The sequence below is a fragment of the Ruminococcus flavefaciens ATCC 19208 genome, assembly GCF_000518765.1.
Classification (GTDB): domain Bacteria; phylum Bacillota; class Clostridia; order Oscillospirales; family Ruminococcaceae; genus Ruminococcus; species Ruminococcus flavefaciens.
The window spans coordinates 69,510-90,056 of sequence record NZ_JAEF01000017.1; the positions used below are offsets into that span (position 1 = coordinate 69,510).

Genomic DNA, 20,547 nt, shown 5'->3' on the forward strand with positions numbered 1-20,547 from the left:
ATCGAGGACCTTTTGATATTTATGAACCACAGAAAAGCTCGTAAAGTCTGTCAGGCATGGGGGCATCACCACAGTCAGTTCCATCTGTTCCGAACCTCATGATCCATTTGTGGTCGAAGTTAAGTGCGTATACTCTGTTGTTATCATCTGCATCTATGAGGTAAGTATTAGGCATTTCATAGTCGGTTACCGCAAATTCAGCCGCAGTGATATGTCTGTATTCTATGCTTCTGAGTATCTCAAACATTTCGGGGCACTGATAAGAACGCCATACTACATTTGAGGATTTGGTGCATGGAAGGTGTATCACCCAGTTATCGTCTGTCGTTGGCTCGGGCTCAGTAACCTTTGGTTCGGTTGGTTTTACGGCAGTCGTTGTTACGGGCTTCTGAGTGGTTTTGGGCTTGCTCGTAACTATCGCTTTTTTAGTTGTAGTAGTTGGTATTATAACAGGCTGAGTGACTGTTACAACAGGCGTTTTTTCATCGGGTTTCGTATTCTCCGCAGGTTTCAGTTCACTGCTTTCTGTCGGTGCAGGAGTAGCGGTTGAAGTTTCAGAGTCGGATTTGCTTGTTGTAACTGTATTTGTACTTTCTTTTGTTTCTTTCTTTTGGGAGCTTGTTGTCTTTGTTGTTGAAGCTTCTGTGCTCTCAGTCTTCTTGTCCTCAGTTTCGGTTGTGTTTTCCGTAGCCGCAGGTATTATGATCTCGTTAGGCTGAACATTCCTTTTTGGACGGTTACTGTGCAGATAAGCCCCTAATATTCCGAAGCCTGCAATAAGAATAAATGCGGAAGCAATAGCAGAGATGCGCTGCCATCTGATACCGCGATGAACTTCAACTCCCGAAACAGTTATATCAGGCTTTGGTTCATCAGTTACGTCCTTTGAGGCAGTTTCTGAGTTTATCTGAGCTTCTCTGATAAGCTCGTCGTCAATGAGGTCAATGGCTTCAAATAAATCATTTTTATTCATACTCGAAACCTTCTTTCTTTAAAAAATCTTTTAGTTTCTTTCTTGTCCGAAAAAGATTTGTGGCAACAGTTTTTTCGTTCATCTGGAAATACTCGGCTATCTTTGAAAGATCATCGCCGTACCAGTAACGTCTCACAAATATCTTTCTGTGTTTTTCGTCCTGCATTCGCAGAAAACGTGTTATTAGCTCTGCAAGCTTCTGCGTAGGGATATCCTGCTGCCGTGTATCAGGGATACACTCTGCCAGCTCATCAATTGATACGCTTAATTTGGAATTACGCTTCGATGCTGAGTTGTATTTCAGCTTGTCAATAGCTTTGTTTTTCACTATGCGGCATAGATATGTCCTGAGGTCATTTGGCTCGTCAGGCGGTATCCTGTTCCATATATCGTAGTATACAGAATTCAGACATTCCTCGATATCTTCGCGCTGAGAAAGGATATTTGCTGCGATATGGAAGCATAGTCTGCCGTATTTCAGCTTTAGTTCCGTGATCGCCTGTTCATCTCTTTTTCGGAATAATTCGATGATATCTTTATCGTTCATGGTGTATTCCTCCTTTCGGGGAGGCGAGGTCCCTCTTGATAATATAGTCGAATTATTTCGGGAAATATTTCATATTATTATAAAAAAATTCGCACCTCACTATTGTGAAGTGCGAATCTTTGCATATTCAAGTGCGGATAACAGGACTTGAACCTGCATGAACTTGCGTTCATATGGACCTGAACCATACGCGTCTGCCAATTCCGCCATATCCGCATAATGTCTGATAAATTTTACACGGCTCAGACTAACCGAGGCGGACTCATTTCGAGTTGCTCCGCAGTACCTAAATATTTTATCACAAAACCGAATGTTTGTCAAGCATTTTTTGAAAAAAATCAAAATAACTGCCGTCGAATACTTCACCTGCGACACCTTCCCTGAAAGAAAATCCGCAGGAGATTGTACTTCCTGCGGATTCCATTTGTTTATTATCTGTAACTGCCGTACTGTGTTTTGAATTCCTTTTTGGCTTTGTACATTGCTTCGTCTGCGCGTTTGAAAATAAGCTCGAATGTATTGTCATCCGAGGAGTATTCTGCCATTCCAACTGCAGCGGAATAACGCAGCCAAGGTTCATTATCTTTTTTCATGAAGCTTTCGTTAAAGGCTTTATTCAGCGAATCAATGATAGTTTTTCGGTTGTCATAGTCCTGACCGTTCAGGATTATAGCAAATTCGTCTCCGCCTATACGATATACAGGGGAGTGCTTGAAGTGATAGCATATCATATGACAGCAGCCCTTGATATATATGTCGCCTGATTTATGACCGTGTTCATCATTTATCTGTTTTAGATTATTTATATCTACCATTACTACGGCAAGCTCGCATTTGCCTGATTTTATATCGGAATTGATCTCCTCGACCTTTTTTATATAAGCAGTTTTGCTGCCCACTCCTGTAAGTGTATCCCTGTATGCCTCCTGACTTATCTGACCGATCTTTGCCTCCTTGTCTCTGATATCATTTTCGGCTTTATTAAGGTTCTGCATAAAGCTGAGGTTGTTCTTCATAAAGGTTAGGAACAAACGGTATAAGTCCTCTATTTCATCGCCTGTATGTATATTAAGTTTTTCCATAATGCTGATATTGTTCTGGTGGTCGTTTTCGTTTTCGTATGAAAAGCTGTCAGTTGCCTGTTTCATACGGTTTATAGGACCTGTAACTTTTTTGCGCATAATGTATATGTCGATGAACGCGATGACGACAGTAATAATTGCCAGTATCAGAAGAAGTCCCAATACGAAGCGAATATCTTTTTTATGAAGATTATCCATAGAAAAATCTACGCATACATGACAGCTGTAATTGCCGTTGCTGTCAAAAACAGGACGCATATATGTCAGCATATAGCCGTCTCCTGTATCACCTGTCAGAACAGGTATCTCATTTCCTTCGCATAGATCATTCATATATGGTACAACAGCAGGATCGGGATCATATATCGTTCCGGGGGGATCAGCGTCGAGACTGTAATCGCTGTCAAGATCGAAAATTACTTCACCGCCTTCGGGAATAAAATGATAGATATACATATACATAACGTCGGGATAGTTTTCTTTCAGAAATACAAGCCGATCGCGTATTTCACTGTATTCTTCAAGGCTGAAGTTCTCCTCCATATAAAACTGAGTTTTATCAGGATCAAATTCCTTTGTCATAAGCATTGTAGCACTTTTTCCCATAGCGGTGTATTCATCGACAGTTCTCTTTTCAAATCGGAAATACACCAGCACGATTACTGCAACGATTATCCAGATAAAGCTTACTATAAACAGCAATGGTAAATGTATAGATATGGATAAACGTTTTTTGTCAGAAGGAATGCTTCTGGAATCAGTTTTGCTCAAAATGATCGCCACCTTTATGTAATGCACACTTATAGCATATTATTGTTAACTATATTATAAGCTTACCATATTTTTAGCAGTAATTCAATGATATTTTGTAAATTTTTATTAGTAAATAGCTGTGAATAAGATCATACGAAAAAAAATGTTCGTTATGCTTTATCATAAACGACGGTGAGTTAAAACAATAACAGGCTTTATGATATGGAAAATAAAATATTGTAATGTATAATTAAGCGTGATATAATAGTTAAAAATAAAAAAATTATAAATTCACTTTGAGTTTTGGCTTAAAAGTGGTACTAATAGATGAAAGGGAAAAATCCCCTTGAGAGGAGGAAGCTCTCCATGGATAACGGTGCAAGTAGCTACCGCCGTTTCCTTGCAGGTGATGATGAAGGATTATACGAGATCATCTGTGAATACCGCACAGGATTGATACTGTATCTTAACAGCTTTGTGCAGAATATCCACACCGCTGAAGAGCTGACAGAGGATACATTTGCAGAAATTGCTATACGCTGTCCGAAGTTTTCCGAAAAAAGTACGTTCAAGACGTGGCTTTATGCGGTCGGACGGAATATAACCGCAAAATTTCTGCGAAAAAATACAAAGCTGAGCATCGTCCCGCTGGAATTACAGGAGTACATTGCCGACGAGGAAAACCTTGAAAGCAAATATATAAAAGGTGAACAAAAGCGCATTGTTCATAAAGCTCTACATAGCCTGAAATCAGAATATCGTCAGGTGTTGTATCTTTCCTATTTTGAAGAATTCAGCAATGCAGAAGCTGCTTTGATAATGAAAAAATCAAAGAGGCAGATCGAAGCATTGCTATATAACGCTAAACAGGCGTTAAGATCCGAATTGGAAAGGAGTGGCTTTGAATATGAAAACTGACTATGAGATGTATCAAAGTGTACTTTCCAAACGTAGTGAATATCGAAATAAAAGGGAAAGAAAATTAAGGATCATAAAACGTACAATTCCCGTTTTTGCTTGTTTTTGTCTGATCGTTGGACTGGGACTGGGTTACTGGAGGCATATCGGAAAAATGCAGATAATACCGCCTGATCCCGATACATTTGATGTGACGCTCCCAACAGTTACTGAAACAACTGAAGCTGCTGTGACAGAAAGCACTTCGGCTGTTAAGACTGTTACAACTACAGCAAAGACTCACACGAACACAGACAGTAGGTCTGTAAAAACGATTCATGTTACAGCTCAGCCAAACACTACGGATATTGCTCATGTAACGTATACTACAGCTGCTGCAAGACCTCAGGTAACCACAAAAGCCACACAGGTTTCTGATATAGGAACAGTTAAGCAGACTACTGTTACTAACGGTCAGACTACAGCTGCTTTCACAAGTACGACCACCAAATTCGGCAGTTTTGGCGGCGATGATATGGCTATACATACACTTACGCAGTCTGGTACAACTGTTTCGGCTACAACGCTGATCACTTCAACGACAGCTGTAACGACGACTACTAACATTATTGACAACAATATCCCGACTCAGCCTATGAACGAAAAATTTCCCCTTGGAATTTTTGATGGAGATATGATACTGTACAGAAATACGTACAGAATATCCCCTGATAATGTAGGCGATTATATAGGCACAGTAGGAATGCGAGGTCAGTTAAGTATATATTATGCCAAGGCATTTAAGATCAAAGGCATAGATGAGACTGTGGCTATTGCAGTAAAATTTGAAGAGGACGAGGGGTATTACCTTTACAGGAATAATAATACGACAGTAGATACTATCAAAGAACTTATTTCCCCTGAGGAATAAATTTTAAACGAGAGGATGATATTTATGAGTAAGACCAAGAGAATAGTTGCAGCTTTAACAGCAGCGATAATCACAGCAGCTTCAGCTTCTCTAATGTCTGTATGTGCAGAAAATAACGAAGTAAAAAAGGCAGACAGCGTATCTGCTCCCCAAGCAGATACCGAGAAAAGCATTTTACAGGAATATGCTGATGATATAAGCAGTTATATGATGATGAACAGCCTTGCTGGTTACGCTTTTGTACGCGATGACAAAGTTGTCGTTACATATTCCGCATATGTAGATAAGATAAAATTCTACGTTGATGCAAAGCATATGGATAAGAGCATTATCATCTATGAAGCTGCAAAAAATGTGGTTGAAACACCTGACGAAGAGAAAAAAAGTACATTAAGCGAGACTGCCGAGGATATAAACGAGTATATGCGTTCCAACGGTATATCAGGTTATACTTATGTTCAAACCATAGGCGGCACAGAGAAGAAATTACTTATCGTCTTTGACGGCTTTTTAGATAAGATACAGGCTTACGTTGCAGAAAAAGGTATTGATGAAAGCCTTGTAGAATACAGGCAGAGCCGTGATGACATAATAGTTTCTGATAAAAATGATGAAGAAAAAACTGCTGCACAGAAATACGGTGAAGCCATTGCCGAATATATGGTTCATAACTCCATACAGGGCGTTGTTTCGCGTTCTGTACCTGATGAAAAACTATCTATTGGCTTCCACGGCGACCATGAAGCACAACTGAGAGCTTATATTTCCGAAATAGGTCTTGATGAAAGCGGTATACCGTATGAGTTTGAAAAATTACCCGATTTCAGCGAATTAAACGATCTTGTTGTTACAGCGTTCAGTCAGCCTACAGCAACAACGACTACAACAAGTGTTACTATACTTGCTGAAACAGTCAATGGCGACGCTAACTGCGATGGTCAGGTCGATCTTTCAGATGTCGTAATGATAATGCAGGCTCTTGCAAATCCCGATAAGTACGGCATAAACGGTACGGCAGAAAATCATCTGACTGAGCAGGGCAAGACGAATGCTGACATGGACGGCAACGGACTTACAGTCGGTGATGCACAGGCTATACAAAAGATGCTTCTCGGGTACGAGAAATAAGAGTGTATAATTCATTTAATTTGAATAATTACAAACGGTCTCATATATAAGTGAGACCGCTTTTTATGAGTTTACTATTGCACAGAACGTATATTCATGTTATAATATGATCAATACATTACAGGAGAATATACTATGCATTTTGTTGAAGTTAAGGGAATATTATCCTCAAAAAACGGAATGAATATATATCGAGGCTGCACTCATGGCTGTATTTACTGCGACAGCCGAAGCGCTTGTTACAATATGACTCATGCTTTCGAGGATATAGAGGTAAAGATAAATGCACCGCAGCTTCTTGAAAAAGCCTTGCGCTCAAAGCGGAAAAAGTGCATGATAGGTACGGGCTCAATGTGCGATCCTTATATGCCTGCTGAAGCTGAACTAAAGCTTACCCGGAAATGTCTTGAGCTTATTGAGCAGTATCAGTTCGGGGCAGTCGTGCAGACAAAATCCGATCTTATACTCAGAGATGCCGATGTTCTTGCAGCTATAAATGAACAGCAGAAAGCCGTTGTACAAATTACTATGACCACCTTTGACGATGAGCTTTGCGGCATCATAGAACCGAATGTTTGCAGGACAAGCAGACGATTTGAAGTACTTATGGAGATGAAAAAGCTTGGAATACCTACAATTGTGTGGTTATGCCCGTTTCTGCCATATATAAACGATAATGAAGAAAATCTCAGGGGACTTCTTAATTACTGCGCAGAGGCAGGCGTTAAAGGCATAATAAGCTTTGGCATAGGGCTTACTTTAAGAGAAGGCAACAGGGAATACTTTTACTCAGCTCTTGACAGGCATTTTCATGGACTGTCTGACAGATATCGCTGTGAATTCGGCTATTCATATGAAATTGCAAGTCCTGACAGTATAAAACTCATGGATATGCTTTCTCAGTTTTGTGAAAAGTACGGGATAATGCACGATAATGACCAATGCTTTGCGTATCTTAATGAGCTGCCAGAAAAATATGAGCAGCTTACCTTATTCTGATATTTTTTGATACGGTACTTGATTTAGCTTTAAAAGTGTGTTATAATACTTTTGCAGGGGAGCTTGTGGAACAGGCTGAGAGGAAGGTGTGACCTTCGACCCTTCGACCTGATTTGGTTAATGCCAGCGTAGGGAGTCCTATTTTGTTATGTACTTTACAGGGAACTGCGCAGGCTGTTCCCTGATTTTATTTAGGAGGTATCTGAATGGTAAAGATAAACGGAGAGCTTCTTGACAAGAACGGAAAAACAGTTTCGGAGATACTTGCCGAAATGGAGATAAACAGTCAGCACGTTGCTGTGGAACTTAATGAAGAGATAGTTTCAAAGGCAAAATACGATGAAACTATCCTTAAAGACGGCGATGTTGTAGAGGTAGTTCGCTTTGTTGGAGGCGGCTGATATATGATACCGACTAAAGAGGAGATGTATGCTGCTCTTGAAGAGAGACACGGAAAAGAATTGCAGAAAAAACTGAACGAGGCATCTGTTGCAGTATGCGGACTTGGCGGACTTGGCTCAAATATTGCGGCTGCACTTGCAAGGGCAGGTGTGGGGCAGCTGCATATAATCGATTTTGATAAAGTGGATATCTCAAACCTTAACAGGCAGCAGTATTATCCGCAGCAGCTCGGAATGTACAAGAGTGATGCCCTTTATGATACCTTGAAGCGTATTGCGCCATATTGTGATATAAGAAAAGACTGCGTTAAGCTTGATGCTGAGAATATCACCAAGCTTCTTGCAGATGCCGATATTATCGTTGAAGCATTTGATAAGGCTGACCAGAAAGCCATGCTTGTAAACTGCGTTCTTGAAAATATGCCTGAAAAGTATCTTGTATCAGGTTCGGGTATGGCAGGGATAGCCCCCTCAAATATGATAACAACAAAGCGCGTTACTAAGCGCTTTTATGTCTGCGGTGACGGAGTAAGTGACGTTAATGACGGAATGGGGCTTGTTTCGTCAAGAGTACTTATCTGTGCAGGTCATCAGGCTCATGCGGTCATAAGGATAATCGCAGATGAATTCGATATATAAGGAGTAATTGTAATGAAAGATGATAAATTGGTAATCGGGGGACATGAGTTCTCCTCACGTTTTATACTTGGTTCGGGAAAGTATTCCCTCAGTCTTATTGAAGCTGCTGTAAAGTATGCAGGTGCGGAAATAATCACACTTGCGGTACGCCGCACAAATTCAAAGGATCATGAAAATATCCTTGATTATATCCCAAAGGGCGTTACACTTCTTCCGAATACTTCAGGTGCAAGAAATGCCGATGAGGCTGTTCGTATAGCTCGTCTTGCCCGTGAGCTTGGCTGCGGAGACTTTGTAAAGATTGAGATAATGCGCGATACAAAGTATCTTCTTCCCGATAATCAAGAGACTGTACGTGCTACTGAAATACTTGCAAAGGAAGGCTTTGTTGTAATGCCCTATATGTACCCAGATCTCAACACTGCCCGTGATCTTGTGAATGCAGGCGCAGCTTCAGTTATGCCACTTGCTTCACCTATAGGCTCTAACAAGGGACTTGCTACAAAGGACTTTATACAGATACTTATTGATGAAATAGACCTGCCCATAATAGTTGACGCAGGTATCGGCAGACCATCACAGGCTTGCGAAGCTATGGAAATGGGAGCTGCTGCGGTGATGTCAAATACCGCACTTGCTACAGCAGGTGATCTTCCTGCTATGGCTGAAGCCTTTAAACAGGCGATCGAAGCAGGCAGAAAGGCTTATTTGGCAGGCCTCGGAAGAGTTCTTACAAGAGGTGCGGCACCGTCAGATACCCTTACAGGCTTCCTGCACGACTGATAATGGTGCATCTTGAAAAAGTAAACGGCGGTAATATCTGGGATATAGTTGCTCTAAGCGTATTCTGGTCTCAGAAAAAATTTGTGGCTGATAATAAAACAAGTATAATTGAGGCTTACGCTGCTATTTCAAGCGGTGGAAGTGTTTTTACGTTTGGGATTTATAATGATGAAACGCCTGTTGGTTTTGTCATGATAGGCTACGGAACGGACGAATACTGGGAATCTCCGCCAAAGATAGCACAAAATAACTATAATATATGGCGTTTTATGATAGATAAGCGTTTTCAGCATAAGGGTTACGGTAAAGCTGCCATGCAGCTTGCACTTGACTTTATAAGAACATATCCCTGCGGAAAAGCTGAAAAATGCTGGCTTTCATATGAGCCTGAGAATACTGCTGCTGAAAAGTTATATAGTTCATTTGGCTTTGTGCCTAATGGTGAAAAAGACGGCGACGAGATCATAGCCGTCTTAAATCTGTAAAGAAGGTAATTTAATGGAAAATCATTATTTTGTTGACTCGGACAAGCTTTCCGAGGCTGCACTGAAGAAAAAGCATATGCTTGAAACTTATCCGTCATCGCGTACAAATCATATGGAGTACATGGAGGGAATGGAGCGTATAAAGTCCGATATCATGGATAAGGTCATCACCGAGATGAAGAATTACGACTATTCTCAGTATACTGCCCGTGATGTAAACGCAGCTCTTAATCATGACACCTGCACGGTCGAAGATTTCAAGGCGCTCCTTTCTCCTGCGGCAGAGCCTTTCCTTGAAAGAATGGCTCAGAAGGCAAAGCTTGAGACACAGAAGCATTTCGGCAATACGGTATATCTGTTCACTCCGCTGTACATTGCAAATTACTGTGAAAATTACTGCGTTTACTGTGGTTTCAACTGCTACAATGATATCAAGCGCATGAAGCTCAACATGGAGCAGATAGAGCACGAGATGAAGGTCATCGCAGACAGCGGCATGGAGGAGATACTTATTCTCACAGGTGAGAGCCGTGCGCAGAGCAGCGTTGAATATATCGGAGAAGCCTGTAAGCTTGCACGAAAGTATTTTCGTATGGTAGGCGTTGAGGTATATCCGCTCAATACCGATGAATACAAGTATCTTCACGAATGCGGAGTTGACTATGTTACTGTATTTCAGGAGACCTATGACAGCGACCGATACGAACAGCTTCATCTCATGGGACATAAGCGTGTATGGCCATATCGTTTTGAGGCTCAAGAGCGAGCTCTTATGGGCGGCATGAGAGGCATTGCCTGTTCGGCGCTTCTCGGACTATCTGATTTCAGAAAGGACGCTCTTGCAAGTGCGCTTCATGTATACTATTTGCAGCGAAAGTATCCGCAGGCTGAGATATCACTTTCATGTCCGAGACTGCGTCCTATTATCAATAATGATGAAATTAATCCGCTTGACGTACATGAAAAGCAGCTCTGTCAGATACTCTGCGCATACAGGATATTCCTTCCGTTCTGCGGTATAACAGTTTCTTCACGTGAGAGCGAGACATTTCGCAACGGTATCGTAAAGATAGCTGCAACAAAGGTGTCCGCAGGCGTTTCAACAGGTATCGGCGACCACGAGAGCAAATATACAGGCAAGGAAAGCGAAGCTGCTGAAGGCGATGAACAGTTTGAAATAAATGACAGAAGAAGCTTTGACAAGATGTATAAGGATATGTCATCGGAGGGACTTCAGCCGGTGCTGAATGATTACCTCTATGTCTGATATTGTTTGTGTTACTGCGCGTAATCTATGCGAGGGGAGTTTTCTTAGTCAGCTTGAAAAGATAGCAGCTGCTACACCAAAGTTTATTATTCTCAGAGAAAAAGACCTGTCGGAGAAGGATTACCGCTCACTTGCCGAAAAAGCAATAGATATATGCAGGAAATACGATACAAAGCTTATGCTTCATTATTATTGGAAAACAGCTATAGAGCTTGAGTGGAAGAATGTACATCTTCCGCTTCATATTCTGAGAGAGCTTTCGGAAGATGATAAAAGAAACTTTGAGCATATCGGTGTATCGTGCCATTCAGTTGATGATGCGATTGAAGCACAAAAGCTTGGAGCATGCTATATAACAGCAGGTCACGTTTTTGCTACAGACTGTAAAAAGGGACTTGAACCGCGCGGACTGGATTTTCTGAGAAATGTCTGTGAAAGCGTTGAGATACCTGTTTATGCTATCGGCGGTATTTCTCCTGATAATATCGGTCTTGTGCGCGAATTCGGAGCAGCCGGAGGCTGCGCAATGAGCGGTTTTATGAGATGTGCTGATCCTGCGGAATATATCAGAAAATTTGAAAAGAAGTGATAATATGAATATAGATAAAAGCAAGCTTCTGCTTTATGCAGTTACTGACAGAGACTGCCTTAAAGGGAAGAGCCTTGAGGAAGCAGTTGAAGAGGCTATACTCGGTGGCGTTACCTGTGTACAGCTGAGGGAAAAGAATGCTTCTGCGGAGGAGATTATCGAGGAAGCACAGAGGCTTCTTAAAATATGCAGAAAATACAGTGTTCCGCTGATAATCAATGATGATTATGAGGCAGCTCTGAGAAGCGGTGCTGACGGTGTACACGTAGGCATAGAGGATGCTCCTGTTGCTGAGATACGAAGGATAGCAGGGGAGAATTTCATTATCGGAGCTACAGCAAAGACGGTTGAACAGGCGAAGCTCGCCGAGAGCTCGGGAGCTGATTATCTTGGAGTCGGAGCGGTTTTTCCGTCACCAACAAAGACTAATGCTATTAGGATAACACCGAAGCAGCTTTCTGAGATATGCAGCTGTGTCAATATACCTGCTGTAGCCATCGGTGGCATAACAGCCGAGAACGTACCGGAAATAAAAGGCTGCGGACACAGCGGTATCGCAGTTGTTTCGGCAGTATTCGGCGCAAAAGATATAAAAGCGGCAGCTGAGAAGCTTTGTGAGGTTGTACGCAAGACATTTTTATGAGGAAATAATATGAAATACTATGATATTGGGCTGAATCTGTTCTGCAAACAGTTCAGAGAGCCCGAGAAAATAATAAATGATGCGGCTGCTGAGCAGGTTGGATGTATACTTACAGGCTCGGATATGAAGAGCAGCGAAGCAGTGAATCGCTTTGTGAAAACACATGAATGTTATGGTACCTGCGGTATTCACCCGCACAGTGCTGACAGTGCAAAGGCTGAGGATTTTCAGCGTATTCGTGAAATCGCATCAAGCAATGATAAGATAGTTGCAGTAGGCGAATGCGGACTTGATTTTGACCGTATGTTCTCAACTCGTGAAAATCAGATACGCTGCTTTGAGCATCATATCAAAATCGCAGAAGAGCTTGATAAGCCTTTATTTCTGCATGAAAGAGAAGCAGCTGACGATTTTGTACAGCGTTTCAAAAAGCATGGCGATATCTGTAAACGATCGGTAGTGCATTGCTTTACAGGTGATAAGGATACGCTGAAAAGATATCTTGATATGGGATTTTACATCGGCATTACAGGCTGGATATGCGATGAGAGGCGAGGCGGAGCGCTTCGTGAGGCTGTAAAGCTCATACCTCTTGACAGGATAATGGTAGAGACTGATGCTCCGTATCTTACTCCGCGTAATATCAAGGGACTTGATCGTACTAATGTGCCGCAGAATATCAAGTATGTTGTAGCTGAGCTTGCACGTAATATGCGCATCAGCGAGGAAGAGCTGACAGCTGCGCTTAAAGAAAATACAAAAAGATTTTTCGGTATATAAAAACTGCACGGTAAAACATTACCGTGCAGTTTTTGCTTATTTGCAGCAGATGCCGAATAACTCGCAGAGCATCTTGAAAATATTGTTGCAGCACATAGTATATACCTCCTGAATGTATTGTCCCTTTCGGGATAATTTAATTATACCAGAGGTAGATAGTTAAATCAATATTAAAATGCTGGAAGTAATTTTTACATTTTCAGTTAAGAATATAAATGCCGATAGCAAGGTAGGAAGCAAACATAAGCCAGATAATATACGGGACATTCAGCCAAGCCGCAATATTGTTTATCCTTTTGAATGTCATTACCATTAATACAACAAGCACAAACAGCAGGATAGCTGTAACGGCGGCAGCTTCAAGCAATCTGAAACGGAAAAAAATTATGCTCCATGAGAAATTGACAGCAAGTTGCAGGAAATACAGCTTTAATGCAGCTGCTTTTCGTACCTCACTGCCGTTATCCCTCCATATAATATAGGCTGATATCCCCATAAGTGCATAGAGCACAGCCCATATCGCAGGGAAAAGCCACGGTGGAGGCGACAGGGGAGGACGAATGATATCAGCGTAAAAAGATTTGAAATCACCTGATAAAAGAGCTGATAATGCTCCGACGAGCTCTGCTGTCACAATAAAGATAAGCAGATCCGTAATTTTGATTTTTTTCATAGCAATACCTCTTTGTGTTGATAGTATATACTATGTCGGATCTGCTCGTATTATGCTTATTTAAGTGGGATCACACTGTTGAATACAGCACGGAATTTTATAGGGATATGCTTATCTATGTGGCATTTTCCAAAAAACCATTCCCTGTATTTACAGGTTTTGATGATATCCTCAAAAAATGCATGGACTTCAAGACGCTCAAATACATCGACGCCGAGGCATTCTTTTAAAGATGCAGGCGGCTCATGAGTGATGATATAGTCGAATTTGTAGTTGTTTTCACGCAGATGAGCGATGCCCTCTTTTATTTCCTCATGAGAAGGCTGTTCACGCTCCCACCAGTCGTTATCGCGCCTGAACTCGATGTCCTGACTGTGTCCGCCGCCGAATGTGAATATTTTCCTCTTTTCGATGGTGTAGACCTGTCCGCGTAAGAGATGAATGATATTAGGTGCGATCATATGTACCTTTCCGCCGTTCCACTCTTCCTTCGGGTATTTTTCAAGAATATCAAAATTTTCATGGCAGCCGTCAAGAAAAGCAATTGTAAAATTCTTATCCGCAAGCTTTTTAAGCGCAGCTTTTTCCTGTTTTGAATTATCCCATAAAAAGCCGAAATCTCCCGCAATTATAAGAGTATCTCCTCGCCCTACCTTTTTCATTTCAGGGCTTTTAAAGCGGGTAATATCTCCGTGGGTGTCTCCTGTAACGTAGATCACATTAAAAACCTCCGTTCTTCTGTTCAATTTTAAGCAGCTTGTTTTTTTCTATGCTGCTTTCGTTTTGTATATTACCATTGTATCACATTTTATCAAAAAGGTAAATAGCATAGGAAAAATTTTCTGAAATTTAAAAAAATTTTTCTGAAACCCCTTTTAAAATCCGAAAAAATCTGGTATAATAAAATTTGGAGTCTCTATATTGAAAATATCGCTTATTATTGCGTTTAAATAAAGGAGAATATATGAAAAGGTTATTATGTACACTTGCAGCAATTATAATGGTTTTGCCGTTTATGTGCTGTATGAGATCAGAAGCTGTTAATTTTCCGCTTCCGTCGAATGTTAGTATTATGAGCGAATCGGCTGTGCTTGTAAATCTTGATACAAAAACGGTAATACATCAGAAAAATGCTGACAGAAAACAGATGCCCGGACCTCTTGTAAATATTATGACAGCTGTTGTCTGTATTGAAAATTTTCCTGATCTTTCAAAAGAGATCACGATAGACGAATCGGTCTATGATTATCTCTATAATATAGAATACCCCGATGATCTCAGGTTTGCGGAGATACTTGACGGTGATGTGCTTACTATGACTGACCTGCTGTATGCGATGATGCTTACTTCTTCGGTAGAAGCAGCAGAGACCATTGCGTATAAAGTCGGTGACGGCAATACTTCAAAGTTCGTTGAGATGATGAATGAGAAGGCAGCAGAGCTTGGACTAAATGATACTCACTTCACAAATGCGACGGGTATGTATGATCCCGATCAGTATACAACTGCCAACGATATGGCTGCGCTTACAATGTATGCACTTACTGTTCCTTACTTTGAAAATATTTCCACAACGTACTCGTATACTCCTTCTGTTCCTAATTTGAAAAGTCATCCTAATCAGGCGACTGAATGGGTATGGACTCATTCAAATATTATGATGGAGCCTGACGGAGATTATACCTATAACGGAGCTAAGGGTATAAAAACCGCAAATCTTGAACTTGCAGGAAGAAATATCGTTACAATGGCAAGCCGTGACGGAAACAAGTATCTTGCAGTTCTTATGAAATCGCCTTTGAACGATGCTGACGGTGAAACGACTTTCTATCATATTGTTGATGCTAAGTCACTTTTCAACTGGGCATTCAATCATTTTTCATATCAGGTGATACTTGCGGATACTGCCGAGGTAGGAGAGCTTCCTGTTGAACTTGCAGAGGGTAATGATTATGTACTTGCACGTCCTAAAGAAGAGTTTACGCTTCTGTGGTATGATGAGATAGACATTTCTACGATCAGCCGTGATAAGGTGGTATGGTACAAGAATTCACTTCAGGCACCTGTTGCCAAGGGTGAACCGCTTGGAGAAGTTACACTTGAGTATTCAGGTGAAGAGCTTGGAAAAGTTGAGATCGTAGCAGTAAGCAATGTTGAACGTTCAACTTCAAAATATAATATTTATGCTGCTAAAATGTTCCGTAAGTCCAAATGGTTCAATAAAGCGCTTCTGGTATCATTCCTCTTATGTGCTATCTATATTCTTGTATGTATTTATTCTTATATAGTATTCAAGAGCAAGGCAAAGCCTATGAAGCCTATTTACGCTGTTCCTAAGATGAATGACAAGAAGAAGCGCAGACGTCCGCCGCAGAATAAAGATGAATAAAGCAAAATACCGTACAGTTATTCTGTACGGTATTTTTTTACAGTGTTATGAACTGACTGCTCGAATAGCCTGTAGTTCCGTTATAATTGACAATATACCAGCCGTTTGACTCTCCGTTTATCATGACCTGTGCACCGTCGGGCATAGAGCCTATTATATTGCCTGAAAGACTCGGATAATCCCGTATATTAAGATTGCTTCCGTCAGTTGTAACTGTGCCCCAGCGGACTGCTCCTGCGGGAACAAATGGGATACCGAAATAGTCACACAGTGAATCAACAATATTTCTTGCTATAGCTTCAAGATTGCTTTTCAGCCATGCTTCATCGGCATAATTGTCATGGTAACCAAGCTCGCAAAGTACGGCGACCGCCTTCGTCCTTAATACCTCGCCGAGTGAATACGTTGGTATGGCTCTGACCTTATCAGGCAGCGGATAAATGGATTTCAGGTTATTTGCTATGATATTTGCGAGCCTTTCGCTCTGAGAGCTTTTGGGGGCATAGTAGATATCTATGCCTCTTAGCTTTCCTACAAGGTTTTCAGGAGCTGCATTTGAATGCAGGGCAAGATGAACGTCGTAATATCCTGCATTTGAATCTGCAATTGCTCCCGTGACATTTCGAGCAGGATCATTCCTAACGAAGCTTATTCCGCATGAGCGAAGATATGGTTCTATCCTGTCAGCGAGTAAATTCATATATAATTCTTCATTGCCGTCTGTGGCATATTTGTTCCATTCCTGCGTAGACGGACTCAAAAAGACCTTTGGCATAAAATCATTCCATTCTTATTGGTTTTGAGATATCTCTCATATTATTTTATGCTCGGTCAGAATAAATTGTTATTATAAAATAGCAATATGCTATTGACTTTTTTCTTTTAAAGCGTTATACTTTAAATGATAAAAGAATATCGGAGGTATTTTGCAATGAAAATTCTTGTTGTCGGACTTGGTCTTATAGGCGGATCATTATGTAAGGCACTGAAAAAATATACTTATCACACTGTTGTCGGCTGTGATCTTAACCATGATATAGAAAATGCTGCACTTCGTGACGTTGCGCTTGATGAAGTTTTTGACGGTAATTATAACGGCTATGATCTTATTATAGCTGCTCTTTTCCCTGAGGGAACGGAGAGATTTTTCAGAGATCACGCTGCCGAGATAAGCAAAAACACTCTTATTACCGACGTATGCGGTATTAAGGGCGCATTTTCTGAGCGCATGAAAAAAATAGCTGAGACAAACGGACTCAGATATGTAGGTATCCACCCGATGGCAGGAAAGGAGTTCGGCGGATATTACAACAGTACAGCGGATCTGTTCGTAAAAGCCAATTTTATTGTTGCTCCGTTTGATGACAGCAGAGAAGAGGATACGGAATTACTGAGAAAGCTTGCAGCGGAAGTCGGAGCAGGCAAGATAGTTGTTACTTCTCCCGAGAATCACGATAAAATGATAGCTTATACATCACAGCTTGCTCATATCGTATCCAGCGCATATGTAAAGAGCCCCGAGCTTGGACTTGAATGCGGATTCAGCGGCGGAAGCTTTCAGGATATGACAAGAATAGCTACTATGAATGAAAGAATGTGGACCGACCTCTTTATGCAGAATAAGGAAAACCTTCAGTATGAGCTTGATATACTTATCGGCAACCTTATGAAGTACAGTGAGGCACTGAAAAAATCAGATGCAGATACTATGCGTGCGCTCATTGCGGAAGGTCGTGAGCTTAAAGAAGAGAACCTCAGACACAGAGTCGGTCAGCCTAACTAAAAGAGCTTTTTTTCAAAATCAGGTGTGGGTGCTTTTATGTTTAATGCATTGAGATAATGCATATCAGAGCTTTCAGGAATATGAAATTCAAGCGAAAAGGCACATAGTGCCTGACGGAAGGTGCTGTACCTTTTGTTTACAGCGACTATTCCGTATTTTCCGTCACCGAGGATAGGTGCACCGATATGTGCAAGATGAGCACGTATCTGGTGAGTCCTTCCCGTATAGAGTTTTACTTCCACAAGGGACAGCTGACCTTTTTCCTTGAGAACGCGATATCCTGTTTTTATTGGTTTATAACCGTCAATAGGCGAGTCGGAGATCTTTACAAGATTTCTTGACTCGTCTTTTTGGTGATAAGCGGTGATTATATCTTCTTTTTGGGGAAGCTTTCCTACAGCTATGCAATGGTATATTTTATGTACATTTCCAGTGCGTATTGCTTCATTTATAGTTCTAAGGGCTGCTGCTGTCTTAGCGGCTGTAACAAGTCCGCAGGTGTTTCTGTCAAGGCGGCTGCAAAGAGCAGGTGCAAATGAGCTTTCGGAATCGGGAAGGTATTCTTTTTTATTATATAAATAGTGCTTTATCCTGTCAATAAGAGTTTCAGTCATGGGGCTGCCGTTTGAGTGAGAATCGAGACCTACGGGCTTGTTCACTATGAGAACGTTTTCATCTTCATAAACTATGTCAAGTTCGGGTGAACATTTCAGGAAATTCATATCATGTTTTTTCGCGGCAGAAACTTCGTCCTTGACATAAATTGTTATAACGTCTCCTGTATTGAGGCGGTCTGAGATATTACATCTCTTACCGTTTATCTTTATGTCCTTTTTGCGAATAAGTCGATACATCATACTTTTAGGAAGATCAGGGAGAGCTTTTGCAACAAATTTATCTACTCTCTGACCACTGTCATTGTCATTAATTACAAATTCTTTCATTTTTCATCTCCCAAATGTTACAAAAAAGTATCTATAAGTTACAAAAAAAAATCCTGTTTTTCTTCATACCTTACAAAATTTAATGTTTAAATCTTCTTTTTCAGCTTTAGAGGTTGAATTATATCTGAAAAAATGTTATAATATACAAAATTGAAACGTTCACAATGTTTTCTTTTTGTGACGTTTACGAAAAGGAGTTAGATCAGCCATGGGCAAATTAAAAAGCTTGCTTTCAGTATTGATATGCAGTACTGTTATGTGTTCGGTTACAGCGTTGCAGGCTTTCGCTGCGAACAATCCTGTTACTGATATATATGATAGCACAATTTTTGAAGAAAGTAAAGAGTCGGGCAGCCAGGGAATATCATCAAACGTATGGGCTGTCGGAAGCTCGTCAGATGTAAAACTTGATACTGCGGAGCCTGCTGTTGAAGCAGTATCTGAAACGCCATTCAATGTATTTGATATTTATGATGCACATCAGAAGTATGTGAAGCTTCATGCGGGCGATCCCGAGCTTATGTACAGAAATTCCGAAGGCATTGATGTTTCTTATGCACAGGGCAAGATCGACTGGAAAACTGTAAAGGCAAGCGGAATTGATTTCGCTATTATAAGAGCAGGCTACGGTAATGCATATAAGTATCCCAATCAGATCGACACATGGTTCAAATATAATATTGAAGAAGCCCAGAAGGTCGGCATGAATGTTGGTATCTACTGGTACAGCTATGCTGATAATGCTGAAGATGCTCGTCAGGAAGCAGAGGGCTGTTATCAGATCATAAAGGATTATACCATTCAGTATCCTGTTTATTTTGATATTGAAGAGCCAAAGCATAAGAAGATGTCAACTGCTGAGGTATCTGCTATGATAGACACTTTCTGCTCAACTATCGAGTCAAAGGGATATCGTGCAGGCGTATACAGCTTTTCAAGTCTGCTGACAACTAAGGTATATCAGCAGATACTTGACAAATATGATGTGTGGGTAGCTCACTGGAACGTTAAAGTTCCCGGATATACAGGAAATTACGGTATGTGGCAGCATAGTGATTGCGGAAGAGTCAACGGTATTGATACAGTTGTTGATCTCGATCATTGCTACATAAATTATCCTTATATTATTTCACCTGATACTTATGATCCAGATGGAACAGAGACAAATGTTTCTTCTGTAGAACACCCTGCATCAACAGATAAGGTCGTTGCTAAAGGAATTGATGTTTCGGTATGGCAGGCTAAGATAGATTGGGACAAGGTTGCACAGTCAGGTGTAGACTATGCTATAGTACGTGCAGGCTACGGTAATCTTGCTTCTCAGAAGGATAAGTATTTTGAGGCAAATATCGAAGGTGCAGCAAAGGTTGGCATCGATTGCGGAGTATATTGGTACAGCTATGCTTCATCTCCGGAGGACGCAGTTCTTGAGGCTGAAGCTTGCTACGAAGTAATAAAGGGTAAGAAATTTGCATATCCTGTATATTACAGCCTTGAAGATGTCTGTCTTAATTCACTGAGCAACAAGGAGCTTTCCGACATTGCAAAGGCTTTCTGTTCAACTCTTGAGAAAAAGGGCTATTATGTAGGTATCAAGAGCAATGTTAGCTTCCTCAGCACAAGACTTGATGAATCATTATTCAAGGCTTACGATGTCTGGGTAGCACATTACGGAGTTGCAAAGCCGGGATTTACCAAAAACTACAATATGTGGCAGTATTCAAATACAGGCAAGGTAAACGGAATAAACGGGATTGTAAACTGCGATTACGCATATATCAATTTCCCGAAGGTTATGAAAGAAGCTCATCTTAACGGTTTTTGAGCAATGAAATCCAATATGCATACCGTATTAAGCGGT

The 20,547-nt window shown here is 41.0% G+C and carries 22 protein-coding genes, 1 tRNA gene and 1 riboswitch; of the genes, 15 read left to right on the plus strand and 8 right to left on the minus strand.

All coding sequences use genetic code 11. From position 1 onward, the window contains the following. Nucleotides 1–19 precede the first annotated feature (19 nt). From L870_RS0105540 to L870_RS0105555, 4 genes are all read right to left on the minus strand, one after another. Nucleotides 20–973 (minus strand): hypothetical protein, encoded by a 954-nt coding sequence (locus tag L870_RS0105540; protein WP_028517299.1) that lies wholly within the window; start codon nucleotides 971–973, stop codon nucleotides 20–22. Further along, complete coding sequence (locus tag L870_RS0105545) at nucleotides 966–1,520, minus strand: RNA polymerase sigma factor (RefSeq protein WP_028517300.1); 555 nt, start codon at nucleotides 1,518–1,520, stop codon at nucleotides 966–968. The genes L870_RS0105540 and L870_RS0105545 overlap by 8 nt, the downstream gene beginning before the upstream one ends. Before the next feature lie 132 nt (nucleotides 1,521–1,652). Beyond that, nucleotides 1,653–1,736: transfer RNA gene (locus tag L870_RS0105550), tRNA-Leu, on the minus strand. 215 nt (nucleotides 1,737–1,951) lie between these two features. Next, the gene (locus L870_RS0105555; RefSeq protein ID WP_028517301.1) at nucleotides 1,952–3,373 is read right to left on the minus strand and encodes a GGDEF domain-containing protein; all 1,422 of its coding nucleotides are present in this window, start codon (nucleotides 3,371–3,373) and stop codon (nucleotides 1,952–1,954) included. A 348-nt stretch (nucleotides 3,374–3,721) separates the two neighbouring features. Between L870_RS0105555 and L870_RS0105560 the strand changes: the two genes are divergently transcribed. From L870_RS0105560 to L870_RS0105615, 12 genes are all read left to right on the plus strand, one after another. Next, a complete protein-coding gene (locus L870_RS0105560; RefSeq protein WP_028517302.1) occupies nucleotides 3,722–4,273 on the plus strand; it encodes an RNA polymerase sigma factor in 552 nt (183 codons plus the stop codon). Between the two features lie 154 nt (nucleotides 4,274–4,427). Further along, complete coding sequence (locus L870_RS0105565; RefSeq protein ID WP_028517303.1) at nucleotides 4,428–5,183, plus strand: hypothetical protein; 756 nt, start codon at nucleotides 4,428–4,430, stop codon at nucleotides 5,181–5,183. Nucleotides 5,184–5,207: 24 nt separating this feature from the next. Beyond that, complete coding sequence (locus tag L870_RS0105570; RefSeq protein ID WP_028517304.1) at nucleotides 5,208–6,311, plus strand: dockerin type I repeat-containing protein; 1,104 nt, start codon at nucleotides 5,208–5,210, stop codon at nucleotides 6,309–6,311. A 135-nt stretch (nucleotides 6,312–6,446) separates the two neighbouring features. Continuing rightward, entirely contained in the window at nucleotides 6,447–7,310 is an 864-nt protein-coding gene (locus L870_RS0105575; RefSeq protein ID WP_028517305.1) for an SPL family radical SAM protein, read from the plus strand. 45 nt (nucleotides 7,311–7,355) lie between these two features. Next, nucleotides 7,356–7,463: riboswitch (TPP riboswitch) on the plus strand. A gap of 53 nt (nucleotides 7,464–7,516) precedes the next feature. Then, complete coding sequence (gene thiS / locus L870_RS0105580; protein WP_028517306.1) at nucleotides 7,517–7,711, plus strand: sulfur carrier protein ThiS; 195 nt, start codon at nucleotides 7,517–7,519, stop codon at nucleotides 7,709–7,711. A 3-nt stretch (nucleotides 7,712–7,714) separates the two neighbouring features. Further along, complete coding sequence (gene thiF / locus L870_RS0105585) at nucleotides 7,715–8,350, plus strand: sulfur carrier protein ThiS adenylyltransferase ThiF (protein WP_028517307.1); 636 nt, start codon at nucleotides 7,715–7,717, stop codon at nucleotides 8,348–8,350. Nucleotides 8,351–8,362: 12 nt separating this feature from the next. Further along, entirely contained in the window at nucleotides 8,363–9,133 is a 771-nt protein-coding gene (locus tag L870_RS0105590; RefSeq protein WP_028517308.1) for a thiazole synthase, read from the plus strand. A 2-nt stretch (nucleotides 9,134–9,135) separates the two neighbouring features. Beyond that, on the plus strand, nucleotides 9,136–9,618 hold the full coding sequence (locus L870_RS0105595; protein WP_028517309.1) for a GNAT family N-acetyltransferase: 483 nt from the start codon (nucleotides 9,136–9,138) through the stop codon (nucleotides 9,616–9,618). A 13-nt stretch (nucleotides 9,619–9,631) separates the two neighbouring features. Next, nucleotides 9,632–10,885 (plus strand): 2-iminoacetate synthase ThiH, encoded by a 1,254-nt coding sequence (thiH, locus tag L870_RS0105600; RefSeq protein WP_028517310.1) that lies wholly within the window; start codon nucleotides 9,632–9,634, stop codon nucleotides 10,883–10,885. Beyond that, complete coding sequence (locus tag L870_RS16730; RefSeq protein ID WP_037271332.1) at nucleotides 10,878–11,474, plus strand: thiamine phosphate synthase; 597 nt, start codon at nucleotides 10,878–10,880, stop codon at nucleotides 11,472–11,474. The genes thiH and L870_RS16730 overlap by 8 nt, the downstream gene beginning before the upstream one ends. A 4-nt stretch (nucleotides 11,475–11,478) precedes the next feature. Continuing rightward, the gene (gene thiE / locus L870_RS0105610; protein WP_028517311.1) at nucleotides 11,479–12,117 is read left to right on the plus strand and encodes a thiamine phosphate synthase; all 639 of its coding nucleotides are present in this window, start codon (nucleotides 11,479–11,481) and stop codon (nucleotides 12,115–12,117) included. A 9-nt stretch (nucleotides 12,118–12,126) separates the two neighbouring features. Continuing rightward, the gene (locus L870_RS0105615; protein WP_028517312.1) at nucleotides 12,127–12,897 is read left to right on the plus strand and encodes a TatD family hydrolase; all 771 of its coding nucleotides are present in this window, start codon (nucleotides 12,127–12,129) and stop codon (nucleotides 12,895–12,897) included. 199 nt (nucleotides 12,898–13,096) lie between these two features. Here L870_RS0105615 and L870_RS0105620 read toward each other — a convergent pair whose 3' ends face one another. Then, on the minus strand, nucleotides 13,097–13,570 hold the full coding sequence (locus tag L870_RS0105620; protein ID WP_028517313.1) for a TspO/MBR family protein: 474 nt from the start codon (nucleotides 13,568–13,570) through the stop codon (nucleotides 13,097–13,099). Between the two features lie 56 nt (nucleotides 13,571–13,626). Beyond that, a complete protein-coding gene (locus L870_RS0105625; protein WP_028517314.1) occupies nucleotides 13,627–14,289 on the minus strand; it encodes a metallophosphoesterase family protein in 663 nt (220 codons plus the stop codon). 245 nt (nucleotides 14,290–14,534) lie between these two features. Here L870_RS0105625 and L870_RS0105630 point away from each other — a divergent pair, with 245 nt between their 5' ends. Beyond that, nucleotides 14,535–15,959, plus strand: a complete 1,425-nt coding sequence (locus L870_RS0105630) for a D-alanyl-D-alanine carboxypeptidase family protein (RefSeq protein WP_028517315.1) — start codon at nucleotides 14,535–14,537, stop codon at nucleotides 15,957–15,959. Nucleotides 15,960–15,996: 37 nt separating this feature from the next. Here L870_RS0105630 and L870_RS0105635 read toward each other — a convergent pair whose 3' ends face one another. Then, complete coding sequence (locus L870_RS0105635) at nucleotides 15,997–16,734, minus strand: N-acetylmuramoyl-L-alanine amidase (RefSeq protein WP_028517316.1); 738 nt, start codon at nucleotides 16,732–16,734, stop codon at nucleotides 15,997–15,999. A 156-nt stretch (nucleotides 16,735–16,890) separates the two neighbouring features. Between L870_RS0105635 and L870_RS0105640 the strand changes: the two genes are divergently transcribed. Next, the gene (locus L870_RS0105640; protein ID WP_037271336.1) at nucleotides 16,891–17,742 is read left to right on the plus strand and encodes a prephenate dehydrogenase; all 852 of its coding nucleotides are present in this window, start codon (nucleotides 16,891–16,893) and stop codon (nucleotides 17,740–17,742) included. Here L870_RS0105640 and L870_RS0105645 read toward each other — a convergent pair. Further along, nucleotides 17,739–18,686, minus strand: coding sequence for an RluA family pseudouridine synthase (locus tag L870_RS0105645; RefSeq protein WP_028517318.1), 948 nt, complete (start codon nucleotides 18,684–18,686; stop codon nucleotides 17,739–17,741). The genes L870_RS0105640 and L870_RS0105645 overlap by 4 nt on opposite strands. Before the next feature lie 208 nt (nucleotides 18,687–18,894). On the opposite strand from L870_RS0105645, the gene L870_RS18410 reads away from it, so the two are divergent. Then, nucleotides 18,895–20,511, plus strand: coding sequence for a glycoside hydrolase family 25 protein (locus tag L870_RS18410; protein WP_028517319.1), 1,617 nt, complete (start codon nucleotides 18,895–18,897; stop codon nucleotides 20,509–20,511). Nucleotides 20,512–20,547: the final 36 nt, after the last annotated feature.